Source organism: Pseudomonas alloputida (assembly GCF_021283545.2).
GTDB classification, from domain to species: Bacteria; Pseudomonadota; Gammaproteobacteria; order Pseudomonadales; family Pseudomonadaceae; genus Aquipseudomonas; species Aquipseudomonas alloputida.
The window spans coordinates 3,029,287-3,045,963 of record NZ_CP128540.1 but is presented as its reverse complement, the minus strand read 5'-3'; the positions used below and the strand labels follow the sequence as shown (position 1 = coordinate 3,045,963).

The following is a 16,677-nucleotide window of genomic DNA, read 5'->3' as shown; positions in this document are numbered from 1 at the left end:
TCAAGAAGTGACGAGTCTGAATAAGTCAGCCCCTACACCAGCTTCACCGCGTAAGCTCGGTATCGTTGGAGGGCTTGGTTCGCTCGCGGGTGGCGACCTTTTCTACAAACTGGTTAAGTCCCGAGCTGTCATGGAGAACCAGGCACGCTTCCACTTCCTGTTCGAACAACAGCCCTTCAAGGATGTGCTGTTGCCGCTCGATGCGAAGGCCAGCATGACGTCCCGGAAGTTCTACGTGTTTCAGGTGTGCAAATCATTTGAAGAGAGTAGGGTGGATGCGATCGTGCTGCCATGTTTCGCGAGCCATACCTTCCTGGCAGAGGTACAGGAAGAACTGAGCTTGCCGATCATCGACATGATGGACGCATTGGTGCAATCCATCGAGCACGTACTCAAGCCTGGCGGCAAAGTAGGGGTGATTGCTTCAGACTTCGTTCGCAATTCCGGCCTGTTTGAGTCACGCCTTGGCGGGCAGTACGAGGTCGTTTACCCCTCCGATGAAGCCCAGGTGGAGCTGATGACGTCCATGTATGGAACTGCCGGCATCAAGGATGGACACCTGGACGGGGTAGCTCTGGAGGGTGTCTACCGGGCATGTTTGTCACTTCAAGAGCAGGGGGTGAGCCTGATTGCTCCGGGCATGACGGAGCTGTCACTGGTCGCCCAGGATCTGCAGCGTCGTGGCCTGCCGGTACTGGATATCAACGAGATCTACGCGAGCTTCGCTACCGCAGAACCAGGTTCATCGCCTACGCCGGCGTTCAAGTTAGGAATAGTTGGCGGCGTGGGCCCAGCGGCCACGGTGGATTTCATGGGGAAGGTTGTGGCAGCAACGCCCGCTGGCCGCGATCAGGATCACATCAAGATGGTGGTCGAACAGAATCCGCAAATCCCAGACCGCACGGCCAATCTTCTGCGAGAGGAAACGGATCCGACGATGGCCATGTATTCCACCTGCAAGCGTCTTGAGAGTGCAGGTGCCCATGCGATCGCCATACCCTGCAACACCGCGCATGCTTTCGTTGATCGCATCCAGCCGCACCTGAGGATCCCGATCGTGAACATGCTGATGGAGACCGCCAGATGGATTTCTCTGCGCTACGGTAGGAATAAGGTGCTCGGTTTGCTGGCAACCTCCGGCACCGTACAAAGCCGTGTGTACCACGATGCGGCGCATCAGGCAGGGCTAACGATCATTACTCCTGGAGTGGAGTACCAGAGCATGGTCATGGAGTCGATTTATGGTGAGCGAGGGGTCAAGGCGGGACACACCCAAGGGATTTGCAGGACGCAGTTGCTGGTGGCGGCAGAACATCTGGTAGAGCTGGGTGCAGAAGTCTTGATCCTCGGGTGTACTGAATTGCCGCTGATTGAGGCTCATAACGAAGCGTTCGAGGTGGGTGGAAGAACTGTCGCATTGATAGACCCCACCACCATCCTGGCTCAGCGCTGTGTAGCACTCTCATCGGAGCGACCAGCAGACCTGGTCGAGTCGGAGCTGTAGCGCTGGGAAGGGAGCGTTTTACGTCGACTGTGCTGTTGGTACCGGCACAGTCGACGGCATTGATTCAAACGGATGCTCAGGTTGTCGCTCTCTGGCTTCACAAATGGGTTCAGCGCTTAGGATTGGTAGCTCTTTGCGAGGCGTTCAAACACCTGAATGCCCGAAGCAATCACCTGATCGTTGAAGTCGTAATGCGGGTGGTGCAACGGCATGGCATTACCGTCACGATTTGCCCCAAGCCAAAAATAGGCGCCTGGGCACGCCTGCAACATGAAGGCAAAATCCTCTGAGGCCATAGAGGCAGGCCCATTCCATTCGACACGCTCAGCGCCATTCAGCGCGATACCGATGTCCCGTACTCGTGCGGCGCAGTCAGGATCGTTCTTCGTCACAGGGTAGCCTTCGCGGTAGATCACGCTGCCGGTGCCCCCAAAGGACACAGGAAAGGACGTGGCCATGGAGCGGATCATGTTTTCCACTTGCTCACGAACCGACTGATCGAGGCAGCGTACGGTACCTTTTATCGTAGCGGTCTGAGGGATGACGTTGTAAGCACTCCCAGCCTCAACCATCGTGACACTCAACACCACTGAGTCCAGCGGTGAGATGCGCCGGGAGGTTATGGTCTGCAGAGCAGAGATAAGCTGTGCCGCAATCATGACCGGATCGATGCCTTTTTCCGGCATGGCGGCATGAGCTCCAGATCCGCTAATGCAAATTTCAAACGTGTCTTGGGAAGCCATCATCGCGCCGGGATTTACCGCGATTAGCCCTTCCTTCAGGCTGGGCCAGTTATGGAGGCCGTAGACGGCAACCATCGGGAATTTCTCGAAAAGACCATCCTCGATCATTTTTCTCGCTCCGGCGCCCGTTTCTTCCGCCGGCTGGAAAATGAAGTGGACATTGCCTTTGAAGCTCGAGTCACTGCAGAGGTATTTCGCAGTGGCGAGCAGGATCGCAGTATGACCGTCGTGACCGCACGCATGCATACAACCAACATTCTTTGATTTGTAGTCAGGGCTACCTAGCTCCTGTAGGGGCAACGCATCCATATCAGCTCGTAGCCCAATGAACGGGCCGCTACCGCGCGCCAGGGTAGCAACTACACCTGTCCCACCTAAGCCAGTGACAACCGCCAACCCGAAGCTCTCCAACAGCTCAGCGACTACCGTGCTGGTTCGATGTTCCTGGTAACCAAGCTCCGGATGCGCATGGAAATCGTGCCGCCAAGCTCGCGCCTGATCCACGATGTCGCTGAAATTGAAATTATCTGGCATGGGCATATTTCGATCCTTTTGACTCATGTTCATCCGGCGGTGTCACTGGTTGTCAGAGGCGCAGCCTTCTAGCCAGCCACGGCCTTAGCGTTACCTGTTGAAGTTGATGGCCAGAGTGTGTTGGTTACAGAGCGATCCAGGTCGTTTTGAGTGAGGTGTACTTATCCAGGGCATGAAGCGAGAGATCCCTGCCATTACCCGTTTGCTTCACGCCGCCAAACGGAGTTTGAATGCTGACGGCATCTACGGTGTTGACCGATACGGAGCCCACTCTCAGCTGACGTGCGACACGATGGGCGCGGCTGAGGTTTTCGGTGAAAACGGCGGCTCCAAGGCCATACACGGAGTTGTTGGCGATCTGGATCGCCTCGTCCTCGTCGTCGAACTCGATCACAGCCAGTACCGGCCCAAAGACCTCTTCCTGGGCAAGTGTGCTGTCCGGTTGGACTTGGTCGAAGATCGCGGGAGCGATGTAGGTGGTGCCGAGGCCACGATCAGAATCCGAAGTCAGGAGCCGCGCTTCTGATTTCCCGATGGCTATGTAGTCCCGAACCCGATCGGCGTGTTTCGGTTCAACCAGGCAGCCCATGGTCGAAGCAGGGTCAAGCGGGTCACCCGGGACATAGGCTTGCGCTGCAACCAACAATTTCTGAATGAAGGCATCTTTGATGCTGCGGTGTACAAGCAGTCGCGACGTGGCAGAGCACACTTCACCCTGGTTGAACAAAACGCCTTGGGCTGCGAGCTTCGCGGCTTTCTCCAGATCCCCGCAATCCTCAAAGACGATGTTCGCGCTCTTACCGCCGCACTCAAGCCACACAGGTTTCATGTTGGATTCGGACGCATAACGCTGGAAGAACTTTCCGACTTCGGTTGAGCCAGTGAAGGCCACGCAGTCGATGTCAGGATGCCGGCCTATGGCCTGACCTGCGGTCTCTCCAAGCCCTGGTAACACTTGGAACACACCGTCAGGGATGCCCGCACGCTGGGCCAGCTCTGCCAGTTTCAGCGCGGTCAAAGGCGATTGCTCAGCGGGCTTCAGGATGACGCTGTTGCCCGCTGCCAGGGCAGGTGCACATTTCCAGGCGGTCATTTTCAACGGGAAGTTCCACGGCACCACTGCGCCGATGACGCCGAGCGGCTCGCGTGTCACCGTGGCCACTACGTCCTTACCGATTGATGCGACTTCGTCGTAAACCTTGTCGATCGCTTCCGCGTACCACTGGAAAACCTCGGCAGAGGAAGGGACATCCAGATCGTAGGCATCAGTTACCAGCTTGCCCATGTCCATCGATTCCAGCACAGCGAGTTCTGCACGGTGCTCCATGATGAGCTGAGACAGTTTGAGCAGGACACGCTTTCGCTCGGAGGGTGGGCATTCTGACCAGCTACCACGCTCGTAGGCCTCACGAGCGTAAATGACAGCCGCATCAACATCCTCGGTATTGCACGATGCGATATCGGTAATCTTCAAACCTGTCGATGGGTTTATGCACTCGAACGTATAGCCAGAGAGTGATTGAACGAACTTTCCATTCAGGAAGGCTCGATTCTGAATTTTCAAGTTTTTGCTAAGTTCCAACCATTGGGCGTGGGTAAACCGTTCAGGTACAGTCATGTGCCATCCTCTTGAATTTTTTAGGCAGCTTTGTGAAAAGTAAAAAATACTTCTTATTTATTATTGAGGGCTTTCGGTGCTTACGTGCATCGCTCGCCTGGTTTTTCAACTTTCAAAAGCGATGCAAGCCACATGCTGCCCAGATAGAAAGCAGACAGTATCCAGCAAACTCCGCTGAGCCCCAGAGAATCTTGGAAGAGGGTGAACATGAGCGGGCCAAACCACATGCTGACCCCTGCACCGAGGCTTAGGCTCGCGAGCATCGCGCCCTTGTTTTGGGGGGAGATCAGGGGCATCAAGGCGGAGAGTGGAACGAAACCGGATAGCCCGATACCCCAGAATATGCCGTTGATGGCGACAGGCCAGAGGTTGCCCGGGAACCAGAGAGGTAGGTAATAGAAAAGAGGGGTGGTTATCGCACACACCAGCCCACCCATGTACATGATGGTTCTACGGTGGCCGAAGATGTCCCCGAAGAAGCCGGCCACGAGGTTGGCGATAATGTTGCTCATGAAGATGATGCTGAGCAGGTACAGCCATTCTGAAAGGACGAAACCGCCCTGGGCCGTGTAGAAAAACGGCATCACGGGCATGAACCCGTATAGCGACGCAGTGTTGATCATCCGAGTGAGTGAGCCAGCCGCCGCCTTAGGTTGGCGCCAGAGGATGGTCAAGCTGCCTATCAAAATTTTGATTTTGCTCTCGTTACCAGGCTTCAGCGGGCTTCGGCCGGTAGGCTCAGACATGCCCAACAGCGCCAGGAGTCCGCCGGCAGTGACAAGGATGAGGGAAAGCCAAAAGGTATTGATCTCACCGATGCGCGGAATGCTGAAGCTCGCCACCAGAGGTGCGATGGTCATCAGTCCAAGCGTATTGAAGAACCAAAACCAGCCCATGGAAGAGCCCAACATTTTGGTAGGAGCGGCGGCGGCGATCCAGCAGAGAAAACCGTAAGCAAACAGCGGGTAACCAAAGCCCCGTATGCCGTACAGGATCATCATCGCATGGTAATTTAGCGTTGCCAGGCCCAAAGCGATGAATGCTATCTCGAATATGATCCAGATGATGAGGCCTGCCCACATTACCTTGGCTGGCCCATAGCTGTCTGAAAGGGCGCCAGAAAGCCACGCGGAGATGGAAGCGCTTACTCCGTACACGGTGAAGAGAAGAGCAACCTGATTCGGAGTGAAACCGTTTTCTTTCAAAAATGAAGCTAAGAATCCAAGCTCAATGCCATCGCCAACCATGAAGAAAGTGAATCCGATAAAACCCATGAGTAGGGGAGCCGGAATTCCTATGCGATAGACTATCTTGCTGAGTGACGTGTTTGTATTAGTTTTCACGTATTCCACGATGGATCTCCTACCGGCGTCAGGCACCTCAATCGAAGATAGATTGAGGCGCTTCTGAAATATTTATAATTCTGTCGCGGTTCGATCTACGATTACGATTTTCGTAGCGGCAAGGTATCCATCGCTAGAAGTGTGTCCTCGTAGGATCGTATGCCGGCATCCGAGCCGAGTCCCGTCGCAACCAGGGCGCCGCACGTTGTCGCGAACCTGGCACATCCTTCAAGATCCATCCCTTTCGTCAGGCCGGTGATGAAGCCTGCGCTGTAAGCGTCCCCGCACCCGGTCGTATCACGAACCTGAATTACGTGAGCAGGAACATGGAATCGAATGCCATCTTGAGTGGCAACCAAAGACCCGTCCGCTCCGAGGGAAATGGCTACGACTTTGGCCCCCTTATCCAGGAAGTAGTCGGCGCAGTAGTTCACATCGCTGTTACCGCACAAGACGGCGGCCTCGTCGATGCTGGGCATGAAGTAGTCCACCCAAGGGAGCACGGGCGTTACGAACTGGAGGGTTTCAGCACCAGCCGAAATCAGATCGTAGGTAGTGATCCGACCCAGCTTCTTCGCCGCTTTCATGAACTCAACTGTTGGCGCGCCATCCACCTTGGGCAGGAGACCGGTGCCACCAAAGTGGACGATTCTGGCATCCAATGCCTTGGCTTGTACTTCAGGCGTGAGCTCGAACTCTGTTGAAACGCCACGCACATGGAACACTGGCCGTGACCCATCAGGTCGGATGGTCAAGATGGTCGATGAGGTAGAAATACCCTTGAATCGAGTCATCCCCGAGGTATCGATGTGGTACTTGGCCAAGGTATCCATGATGAAGTCGGCTTTCTCATCATCACCCACAGCCCCCACAGCAATGCAATCGAGCCCCAGCTTGGCTGCATCCACCACGCTGCCACCTGCGGTACCCGCCACGGTAAGGCGAATCTCGTCAATGAAGCAGCAACCGCCACCTGGTGGGATGGATTCAATCGGAACCCCAAGAATGTCGAGGGCGTAGAAACCAGTGAAGCTAGCGTCGTAGTACGCAGGGGTTTGATTATCCATGGTGCTTCTTCTCTTTAAGACCATAGGTGCCCCATTTCTTGAGCACCGCATCGATCTGATCTTTGGTGAGCAAAACTGGCTCTCCGACTTGAAGGCACGCGTGGTACTGACGAGCCAGCACCTCCACTTCGAGCGCAAGCCACAATGCTTTCTTCAGGGTGCTGCCAGTGGCAATCATGCCGTGATTGGCCATCAGGCACGCCTTGCGGTCTTGCAAGGCCGCCAAGGTGTAGTGCGAAAGCTCTTCCGTCCCGTAGGTTGCGTAGGGGACACAGGGAATGGAATCGCCCCCGGCAGCAGCGATCATGTAATGAACGGGTGGGATGGGCTTGTTCAGAATCGCCAGCGTCGTGCAGTAGATGGGGTGCGCGTGCACCACTGCGTTCACGTCCTTCAGCTCCCGAAGAATGTCCAGGTGGAACCGCCACTCGCTGGAGGGTTCCATGCCACGACTGGCAGTCCATTCGCCGTTCATTTTCATTTCAACGATGTCACCTGGCTGCATCACATCGTAGGGAATGCCGGAAGGAGAGATCAGCATTACGTCGCCGTAGCGGACGCTGACATTGCCTGAAGTGCCCTGATTGATGCCCAGGGCCGTCATCTCTCGGCACGCTTCCACGACTGCCTCTCGGGCCTGCCAGATATTTTCAAATTCCATATCTTGCTCCAGGAAGCTGTTACCAGGCGGTGTAGCCACCGTCGACCGAGAGGATTGCCCCAGTGATGTAGCTGGCAGCATCCGATGCCAAGAACAGCGCAGCGCTCGCCACTTCAGCTGGATCGCCACAGCGGTTCATCGGGGTGCAGTCCAGCCACTTTTCAAAAAGCTCAGGATTGCTGCGTGCCTGGAGGGTCATATCGGTGGCGATGTAGCCTGGCGCTAGCGCATTGACCCGAATGCCATCGTTTACCCACTCACAGGCCAGTGACTTGGTCATCATGTGCACCGCAGCCTTGCTGGCGATGTAGGCGGTACCGGATTGCGGGCGATTGACGATCTCACCGGACATGGAGCCGAGGTTGACGATACTTCCGGATTTTTGCTTGGCCATGATTCGGGCAAATTCCCGGCAGCACCAGAAATTGCCGTTGACGTTGACCTCCATCATCCGTCGCCAATCGTCATCGCTGACCTCGAATGGTGGAGTGATCTTCGAGATGCCGGCGCAGTTCACCAGCACATCCACGCGCCCTGAGCGGGCAGCGATGTCTTCAGCGCAGGTTTTCACGGCGGCTGAGTCCGTGATGTCCAGGCGGTAAAAATGAGCCTTGCTGCCCAGCTGGGACGCCGCAGCATCGCCAACCTGCGGGTCAAGATCCAGTAGCCAAACTGTGGCACCGAATTCGGTCAGCGCTTCCGCGACTGCGAACCCGATGCCTCGGGCCCCACCAGTGATAACAGCTACTTTCCCGGTAAAATCAAACTTAGATTTGTACATCTAATCCACCTTTATTTTTTTGATTGTCTGTTGATTTTGGCGAGCAAGGGCAGGGCGCATCATGGCGATGCACCTCTGCTGAACTCAAGGCAGCGTGATACAGCTCCTCCGCTGCTCAAGGAGAGCTTTGCTGACAAAACGGTTTAGGCTGAGCCTGGGTTGCTGGTCGCGCGGCAGTGCATACGAGGAGCGGTGAAAAACGAAACGATGGTCAAGCCAGGCTACGAGGGCTCCAGGGTTTGAGAGCTGGGCTGAAGCGTGGTCGAGCAGTGAGAGCCTGTACTTTCGCATCGGTGTTCTCCTGGACAAGCCCCAGCGGATGGGGCTACGAGCACCGTGTCACCGGTGCCTTTGGGCTCTGGTTATGACCAGACACGCTCTGGTTATAACCAGGATTTTTGCCGTTGGAAAGCGTTTTTGAAAAAAAATTGTGCTAGGCGGCTATCGGAAGGGCCTAGGCCGATTTCTGCTGGACAAAATCGATTTTTTGAAATATACGCTGCGGTTCTCGGGTGGAAGTGATTGATATGAGAGCATCGGAACAAGACAAGGACGCTGGAGCTATTCACGCTCTGCTGGAGCAGGCGTCTCCAGTAGACAGAACCAGTTCATTGCCGCTTTGGGTTCAGATTAAAGAGCGCCTGCTTGGCGTGATAATGGACGTATCAGTGCAGGCGAACGCTCGACTGCCATCCGAGAACACCTTGTGTGATTTATTGGGAGTATCTCGCCCAATCATTCGAATGGCGTTAGATGCCTTGGTCACACAAGGCTTGATAAGCAAAGTGCCTAGGCAAGGGATTTTTGTTTCTCAAAAACGGCAGGAAGTGGACTACGTTTCCCACAACAAAGGACTTTTTGGCGAAATCGCTAAAGGCTATAGCGTTACCACAAAAGTTCTCCTGGTAGAGCGAGCTAACCCCACGGAAGATGAGGTGAAAAAGCTTCAGCTACCACCTCCAGCCGACGTGTTACGTGTAAGGCGAATCTACTACGTAGATGGTGTAGCAACAGCCGTCTCAACTCTGCGCCTGGCAGGTCATAGAGTGCCTGGCATAGAGGCATGGATAAAGGACAGTGTGTCCGTCTATGGCATTATGCAGGAACGCTTCAGTTTGACCGTCACCGACTCTGAGCGGTGGTTTGAAGCAGTCATGCCAACCAGGGAGGAGGCTGAGCTTTTGGGAATAACCACAGGCCAGCCTTTGATAGGCATTGAGTCGATAGGCCGGACTAAGGACGGGCTACCCATTGAGTACTACAACACCGTCTATTCAACGACTAAGAGCCGGCTGCGAGTGACAGCGGGATAGAGCGGATACTTAGGTTAAGCAGACACGGGCTAGTTGCATTTGTTCAGAGGCGTTGCCGCTGCTGCCACCTTCAATGGACTGCAACGGCGTCTCAGATATCCTTCCGATAAGGAATTGATCATATCCACCGTGCTTCAGGTGTTTTTTTCCCTCCCCCTTGTTCTTGCGCATCGCCCCGTCGACGCAAATTTTTTGTTACGTTTGCAGCCTGCGCCCTTCGTAGTAACTGCCTGGCAAGGCGTATGACCCTCTGCTAGCTTTTTGCCACGACCAACGTCCAGGAGTGGGCTAGATGCAGGCGCAGGTGGATATCCGTTCATGGCTTCTTAAGCAAAATGACTGGCTTCAGGAGGCAGCAGACCGGCTGCTGAAGAAGGGCGAAATTGATGCACTCGATGTCGCGGATCTCACCGCGCTGATCAAAACACCAGCCGGTAGTAAGCCGTCATCACATCGCACGTTTGCCGAGTTAAGTCACCGCCATACCGTCCAGGATGAGCTGAGGCTCATCCAGATTGGCGAGGTTGCAGGCATCGAGAACCTGGAGCCTCGCAGGCCTCTGGAGTTCGGCTCGCACAACCTCTCTGTTATCTATGGGCACAACGGATCAGGCAAATCCAGCTACACCCGCATCCTGAAAAAGCTTTCAGGAAAACCCAGAGCTGCTGAGCTCAAAGCCAATGTCTTTAAAGCGGCCCCTCCAGCGAGTAGGTGCCAGGTCACCTCTGAGCTGAACGGCCAACAAAGCGCGCACGAATGGCACGTTGGCCAGCCCCTAATCGAAGCGCTGCGCAATATCGACATTTTCGACAGCGACGAGGCGAGCCACTACCTGACAGCTGAAAGCGCTGCCACCTACATCCCGTCTATCGTCGGCTTGTTCGAAAAGCTCGCCGTCGTCGTAGAGCAGGTGAGGGATGCCCTAGCAGCCGAGCAATCCAAGCTGGTTACAACCTTGCCCCAGATGCCTGCCATTTATGACGGCACGCCAGGTAAGCGTTTTTACGAGAGCTTGGGGGCAGTGACGCCAACCGTGTTGAATGAGGCATTGACCTGGAAGCCAGAAGAGGAGAGCCAGCTTACTGCCTTGATTGAGCGCTTGAAGGCAGAAGATCCAGGTGCTTTGGCTGTTCAGCGGCGACGCACCAAGGCGGAATTGCAGAAAGTTATCAGCGCGCTGAGTGGTGGCGCCGAAGCCTATTCTGACCAAAGCCTTAATGCGATCAGGGGGCTCAGGCAATCAGCCCAAGAAAAACGGCAGACCGCACTCGAAGGGGCCAAGATCAAGACAGCAGAGCTCGAAGGTGTGGGGTTACCTACGTGGAAGGCCATGTGGGAGGCTGCACGCGCGTTCTCAGCCTCGCCGTATCCGCACGATCAGTTTCCGGTCACCCATGACCAGGCGCGCTGTCCTTTATGTCATCAAACGCTGGATGAGCAGGCACAGCATCGACTTCAAGAGTTTGAGGCCTTCGTCCAGGGCAAGCTGGAAACAGATGCCAAAAACGCAGAATCGCTGTACGACAAGGCCTTAGAGCAGCTGTCGAAGATTCCGGCAGAGCAAGAGATCACCACTCAATGCGAAGCAGCTGGACTGGGCTCTAAGGAGTGGTCTGAGTACCTCAAGGCGTTTTGGCTAACAGCATCACAAGCCCGGGCCGCACTGCATGCCCATGAAGCTGTGCATCCAGCACAACCAGTTGCCCCTCAGGCCGAAACAATCGCGTCGCTTACGGATTACGCAGGGCGCCTTGACGACGAGGCTGCTCAGTACGAAGCGGATGCTGTGCAGTTCGATAGGGCACAGGCGAGTAAGGAAAAACTGGGTCTGGAGGCGCGCAAGTGGATTACCGAGCAGGCAGTTGCTGTGCGTGCAGAGGTCGACCGGCTGAAAAAATCGAAGGCCTATGATGCTTGGAAGGCACTCACCAGCTCGCGGGCGATTTCCACCAAGGCAGCTGAGGTGACCCAGGCGGTAGTGACTGAAGCGTATGTCGGGCGCTTCAATCAGGAGCTGCGTGCGCTTGGTGCACACCGTATCCAGGTCGAGTTAATCAAAACCAGAGCGCGAAATGGTGTGGTGTTGCACCAGGTTCGACTCAAAGGTGCTCAAGACGCGCGCACCCAGCCTCAGGGAGTATTGAGCGAGGGAGAGCGCCGCATTATCTCACTCGCGGCGTTTTTGGCGGACGTGTGCGAGAAGCCAGGGGCAGCTCCCTTTGTTTTTGACGATCCTATTTCTTCTCTTGATCACGAGTTCGAATGGGCTGTCGCTTGTCGTCTGGTGGCGCTGGCGCAAACAAGACAGGTCATAGTCCTCACGCACCGACTGTCGTTGTACGGGATCTTGGAAGACCTGGCTCGCAAGGTCAGCGATGACTGGAAGTCCAAGCATTACCGCGCTATGCGAATCGAATCTTACGGCGGAGTTGCCGGCCACCCGTCTGACCAGGATGTATGGAATGCGTCGACCAAGAAGGCGAACAACATCTTGCTGACCCGGCTTACGGAAGCAAGAAAGGCCGGTGATGTCGGTGGCGCCGACGCGTACCGGGCCTTGGCGCAGGGAATTTGCAGCGAGTTTCGTAAACTCGTTGAGCGATCGGTTGAGGAAGACTTGCTCAACAAGGTCGTGCTCAGGCACCGGCGGGGAATCCAGACCGATGGCCGACTCCGAGCTATCCAGGGTATCCAGCTGGAGGACTGCAGGCTGATCGATGAGTTGATGACGAAGTACAGTTGTTATGAGCACAGCCAGTCAACTGAAATCCCGATGTTCATTCCTGAGGAGGCTGAGCTGAGGGTTGATCTCGAAGCGTTAAGCGTCTGGCGGGAACAGTTAAGCAAGCGGCGCGACGCTGCGGCATAACAATACCCCCCATGGGGCGCCTTAGGTTTTAGGCGCTCCTTTCCCATAGCCTGCAATATTCTTAGAAGGGCAGCTCAGCCTGCCCTGATCCAATCGCGTTCACAGGATGGCCAGGCCGTCCAGGCCTCCGGCGCGCGACGACTGTATGACCTATGGATTCTGGAGGAGGGCTCAATGCACTGAGCTCTGGCAATCCACCATCACTCGTCAGTGCGCGGATTTCATCGCTCAGCTTTGATATCAGCGTGGTTGTCGGTACGCCAGTGTCTTCGCTCACTGTGAGGGTAAGCAGAGCCAAAGGCGAGAGCTCAAGTCTGTCGCTCAATTGCTCCAACTTGTCCAAGGTGATACTGGACTTACCGCTTTCTAGCTTTGACAGGTATGTCCTGCTCGTCGTGTCGGCGAATCCACGTTGCGTGATGTTTCGCTTGCTGCGTAATGCCCGCAGTACGGTGGCAAATGACGATTTCAGGGGCATGGGATTTTCCTCGCATCCAAACGATCATTGCACATGATTTTTCACCTTCTTCCTCGCCGAGATGACGCCCCACCCCTTAACGGAGATTGATTGCCACTGGTGCGCCCGGGAGCGGATCCGTACCGATGCGGGGCCACATGCGTCGACCTCGACCAGTGGCTAGCGTAGCACTGTTGAAATATACAGTATTCGAATTTATCCTTCGCGGAGAACATTTGTACTCTTGTCACGATGAAGGCCTATGGCGCATGCGCAAACCAAGTGATGACGATCTGCTCGAACCTTTTTTCACTCGTGAGGAGCTGCTTGAGCAGCGTTGTGACCTGCTTGAGTCCGAGCTCGCGGAGCTGGGGGATGAGCTGCAGGCGAGTCGCGAAAAAATATCGACCCTGGTGCTGATGTGGTCAGGTGTTACGTCTGAGTTGAGGGCGGCAGAGGCAGAAATCAGCAAAATGAAGCTCCAGCCTCTCGCTTAGCGATCATGATCGATCTCTCCTGCGTTGTAAGCGGCCAGGCCGCCAAAGGAGCTGCTCGCGTCGACGTACCTCAGCGCAGATTTCATATCCTTCCAGCCGACATAGCTCATAAGGCCTTTAATGTCCCAGCCATTTGCCGATGCCCAGGTTGCAAAGCCACGGCGCATCGAGTGGCTGCTGTATGCCTGCGCAGGTATGTCGGCTTCTTCCAGGATGCGCCTGAGCAGCGGAATCAGGCTGCTCGACTTGAGCCCTTTTTCTGACAGGTTCCCCCATCGATCAAGCTTACGAAAGATCGGGCCCTTGGAAATGCCGGCCACCGTGATCCAATTGATGTATGCATCAACCGGACAAAGCTTTTTAAGGGCAGGGGTGTGGAACGTCGTGCCTTGATGGGCGCGATCCGCTTTGGTGTAGGGGAGGTAAAAAGTGATGCCAATGCCGGCCTCGGCCTGGGTATCCTCGATCTGAAGACGGGCCAGTTCATCACTCCGAAAGCCACGCCAAAAACCGATGAGTAGTAGGGCGGCATCGCGGCGGTACCTCATCAGCGCCCGATAGTCTCCCGACTCGATCGCTTCTCCTGCTTTGCTATTCAGCCAATAGACGGCCTTCTCAAGGTGACGCAACTGAAGCGGCGCAGCCTGCTTCTGTTTGGCCGGGTGCACGACGCGGATGCCCTTGAGCATCTGCCGTACCTGGGGGGCCTTGGTTGGATCGGGGAAGCCCTGGGTGACATGCCATTGGGCAAGCGCTGCCAGGCGCTGACGCAGCGTGCTCAGCGCCAGCGATTCCGCATATTCCGCGAGATAGCGAACGATTCCCTCAGCTGTAGCAGGCAGGAATCCTCCCCATGCCACTTCAAAGTGCTCAATCGCAGCCCGATAGCTTTTGCGCGTGTTTTCGCGCTTGCCTGCCGTCAGGTATCGCTGCGCCTTGTCCATCTGCCATTTCCTGCCATTTGTACCGGGTCTGGAGACGATTCTCGCCGATTCCGGGCTATAAGAACAAATAATCCCCTATTATTTATTCTTGTAAATCCTACATTTTTCAAGATGTAAATTGAGTAAGATGTCACGTAGATACATGACATGTAACCCAGTACGAAATCGTAGGAGAGACCATGGCGCGCGGCGGCATCAACAAGGCATTGGTACAGAAAGCGCGTGCGGCGCTGCTCGCCCGTGGCGTTAATCCGAGCATCGATGCTGTGCGTGTTGAGCTGGGTAATACCGGCTCTAAAACAACGATTTCCCGGTATCTCCAAGAGCTGGAGGCTACCGATACCCGCCCTCAATCTGACCCGAACCGCTTGAGTGATGAGCTCATTGGGATCGTAGATCAGCTATTGAAGCGGTTATTGGAGGAGGGGAATGCTGCCCTGGCGCAGGAGCGCAGTTCGCACGAACAGAGCCAGGCGGCGCTGTACAGGCAGATCGAGGGGCTTGAGGAAGAGCTGAAGCAGGCTCAGCGAGAGGTGGCGAGCCGAGACATCGCGTTGGCGAGCCAGGCTGAGGAACTGAGCACCACGCAATCGTCACTGCAATCAGAACTCACCCGGAACGCGCGCATCAGCCAAAGCTGCACTGATCTTGAATTGCGGGTACAGGAGAAAGACGAGCAGGTTCGCTCCCTGGAAGAAAAGCACGCTCATGCTCGTGATGCTTTGGAGCACTACCGCAACGCGATCAAGGAGCAACGTGAGCAAGACCAGCATCGCCACGAGACTCAGCTCCAGCAACTGCAGCATGAACTGTTGCAGCTTCAGCAGACCCTCATGGTGCGACAGGACGAACTGACCAGACTAAACCGTGACAACGAACGCCTGCTGGGTGAAGCGCGCCAGCAGAGCAAGCTCGCGCATCAGAACCAGGACACACTGAAGCGCTTGGAAGGGGATCTGGGCTTGGCAAACATGGCTGCAGCGCGGGCAGAGGGAGCGAAAGATATGCTCCAGGAGCAGTTGGTGATCGCCAGGAATGCGACAGAGATTGCGAGCGCCGAAGTCGCACAGCTCAGAGCGACTTCGGCTGAGCTCAGCCAGCAACTGACAGACGCCAGGAAAGCTCTGACGGTTGTTCAAGGCACTGAACCTGATGACGGCGATAAGCAAGGGTGAAAAACGAAGGACTTGCTCCGCGCCAAATCGGCCAAACAGGCATCGCAGAAGGCCTGTAAACCTAATTTTTCACTTGTTAACCACCGAGGTTTACAAGTGAAAAAATACGTTTACAAGCCGATATTGTCAGGTCACTGACTGCTCGAAGGGCGACTGCTGCGTGCGCCTCTGATGATCGGAAGCAAACGTCTCTTACCGATCGGCCAAGCGAAGATACCGACGCAACTGCTCCCCTAGTGCCTCGAACACCTGAACGATCCTGTTAACTTTGCGCAGGTCGTTGTGCATTGCGACCCACACGTCTACCTCAAAGCCAAAATCGTGCGGCAGCACATGTATGAGGTCGTGCGATTTTGCTATTTGCGTCGGGCAGAGTCCGAAGCCTAAGCCCGCTTTCAGAGCGGCCAGCTGAGCGAGGTGATGATCAGAGGCGATGGCGAAATGCTGGTCGGCATCGCACAGACCGGCGTCGACAAGCCGACGCAAATCCGCTGAGCGTCTGTCCGGCCCGATCAGGGGCCGCTGGCGCAGCGACATTAGAGAGGCTGGATTACCATAGCGCTCCAGGCACCCGGCACTGGCATGGATGCCAACCCGCAAGCTGCCGACACGCCGCACCGTGATATCAGCTTCATTGGGCCGCATCAGCCGCACCGCAATATCCGATTGCAGCCTGGCGATGTCTTCAAGCGCGTCGCTTATGCTCAACTCAAGTTTGAGCCCGGCGCGTTCGTAATGGAAAGGGCGCAGCAGGTCAGGCAGTACCTCAACGCCAAGCAACTCGCCGCAGGTCAGCCGGACTGTACCGTGATCCATCGACGCTTCAGAGCTGGCCATGCGGTTGAAGGTTTGCGCGGCCAGATCCATGGCCTCCACATGTTCGATCAGGCGCTGCGCTCCGGCAGTGGGTGTCAGCCCTTGAGGTGTGCGGGCGAACAGACTCACACCGAGAGCGTGCTCAAGATGGTCAAGGCGCCGGCGCGCGGTGGCCTGGGCGATACCCAGCAACTTCGCCGCGCCGCTTAGGCTGCCAGAGCGCAACACGGCAAGAAACACACGCTGGCTTTCCCATTCAATGCCGCTCATACATTCTTTGCCAACAGTTGCTCCTAATTTGCTCTTCTGCCCGAGCCCGTGAAAAAGCGATCATTCACCCACATTTTTCCGGGCG

At 55.8% G+C, this 16,677-nt stretch carries 14 protein-coding genes; 5 read left to right on the top strand and 9 right to left on the bottom strand.

Annotated features, from left to right (window positions below; genetic code table 11):
- Positions 1–7: 7 nt before the first annotated feature.
- Positions 8–1,504 carry a cysteate racemase gene (gene cuyB / locus LU682_RS13835; protein ID WP_232914897.1) on the top strand — a complete coding sequence of 499 codons (1,497 nt, stop codon included), beginning with the start codon at positions 8–10 and terminating at the stop codon, positions 1,502–1,504.
- 116 nt (positions 1,505–1,620) lie between these two features.
- Here cuyB and LU682_RS13830 read toward each other — a convergent pair whose 3' ends face one another.
- The 6 genes from LU682_RS13830 to LU682_RS13805 all read right to left on the bottom strand — a co-directional run bounded on the left by LU682_RS13830 (position 1,621) and on the right by LU682_RS13805 (position 8,251).
- The gene (locus LU682_RS13830) at positions 1,621–2,808 is read right to left on the bottom strand and encodes a M20 aminoacylase family protein (RefSeq protein ID WP_232106900.1); all 1,188 of its coding nucleotides are present in this window, start codon (positions 2,806–2,808) and stop codon (positions 1,621–1,623) included.
- Positions 2,809–2,905: 97 nt separating this feature from the next.
- Entirely contained in the window at positions 2,906–4,399 is a 1,494-nt protein-coding gene (locus LU682_RS13825) for an aldehyde dehydrogenase (RefSeq protein WP_181097980.1), read from the bottom strand.
- Positions 4,400–4,479: 80 nt separating this feature from the next.
- Positions 4,480–5,751, bottom strand: a complete 1,272-nt coding sequence (locus LU682_RS13820) for an MFS transporter (protein ID WP_181097981.1) — start codon at positions 5,749–5,751, stop codon at positions 4,480–4,482.
- A gap of 92 nt (positions 5,752–5,843) precedes the next feature.
- Positions 5,844–6,809 carry a carbohydrate kinase family protein gene (locus LU682_RS13815; RefSeq protein WP_181126925.1) on the bottom strand — a complete coding sequence of 322 codons (966 nt, stop codon included), beginning with the start codon at positions 6,807–6,809 and terminating at the stop codon, positions 5,844–5,846.
- Positions 6,802–7,470, bottom strand: a complete 669-nt coding sequence (locus LU682_RS13810; RefSeq protein ID WP_181097983.1) for an L-fuculose-phosphate aldolase — start codon at positions 7,468–7,470, stop codon at positions 6,802–6,804. Before LU682_RS13810 ends, LU682_RS13815 begins: the two co-directional genes overlap by 8 nt.
- A 19-nt stretch (positions 7,471–7,489) precedes the next feature.
- Positions 7,490–8,251 carry an SDR family NAD(P)-dependent oxidoreductase gene (locus LU682_RS13805; RefSeq protein ID WP_181097984.1) on the bottom strand — a complete coding sequence of 254 codons (762 nt, stop codon included), beginning with the start codon at positions 8,249–8,251 and terminating at the stop codon, positions 7,490–7,492.
- 527 nt (positions 8,252–8,778) lie between these two features.
- On the opposite strand from LU682_RS13805, the gene LU682_RS13800 reads away from it, so the two are divergent.
- Positions 8,779–9,564 (top strand): GntR family transcriptional regulator, encoded by a 786-nt coding sequence (locus LU682_RS13800; RefSeq protein ID WP_181097985.1) that lies wholly within the window; start codon positions 8,779–8,781, stop codon positions 9,562–9,564.
- Positions 9,565–9,856: 292 nt separating this feature from the next.
- Positions 9,857–12,433, top strand: coding sequence for an AAA family ATPase (locus tag LU682_RS13795; protein ID WP_232914893.1), 2,577 nt, complete (start codon positions 9,857–9,859; stop codon positions 12,431–12,433).
- A gap of 61 nt (positions 12,434–12,494) precedes the next feature.
- On the opposite strand, the gene LU682_RS13790 is transcribed toward LU682_RS13795, so the two are convergent.
- A complete protein-coding gene (locus tag LU682_RS13790; RefSeq protein ID WP_181097987.1) occupies positions 12,495–12,911 on the bottom strand; it encodes a helix-turn-helix domain-containing protein in 417 nt (138 codons plus the stop codon).
- Positions 12,912–13,159: 248 nt separating this feature from the next.
- Between LU682_RS13790 and LU682_RS13785 the strand changes: the two genes are divergently transcribed.
- Positions 13,160–13,387, top strand: coding sequence for a hypothetical protein (locus tag LU682_RS13785; RefSeq protein ID WP_181097988.1), 228 nt, complete (start codon positions 13,160–13,162; stop codon positions 13,385–13,387).
- Here the strand turns inward: LU682_RS13785 and LU682_RS13780 are convergent.
- The gene (locus LU682_RS13780; RefSeq protein ID WP_181097989.1) at positions 13,384–14,331 is read right to left on the bottom strand and encodes a site-specific integrase; all 948 of its coding nucleotides are present in this window, start codon (positions 14,329–14,331) and stop codon (positions 13,384–13,386) included. The genes LU682_RS13785 and LU682_RS13780 overlap by 4 nt on opposite strands.
- A gap of 179 nt (positions 14,332–14,510) precedes the next feature.
- Here LU682_RS13780 and LU682_RS13775 point away from each other — a divergent pair, with 179 nt between their 5' ends.
- Positions 14,511–15,506: a DNA-binding protein gene (locus LU682_RS13775; RefSeq protein WP_181097990.1), complete on the top strand. Its 996-nt coding sequence runs from the start codon at positions 14,511–14,513 to the stop codon at positions 15,504–15,506.
- A gap of 192 nt (positions 15,507–15,698) precedes the next feature.
- Here the strand turns inward: LU682_RS13775 and LU682_RS13770 are convergent, their stop codons facing one another.
- Entirely contained in the window at positions 15,699–16,592 is an 894-nt protein-coding gene (locus LU682_RS13770; RefSeq protein ID WP_181126924.1) for a LysR family transcriptional regulator, read from the bottom strand.
- Positions 16,593–16,677 lie beyond the last annotated feature (85 nt).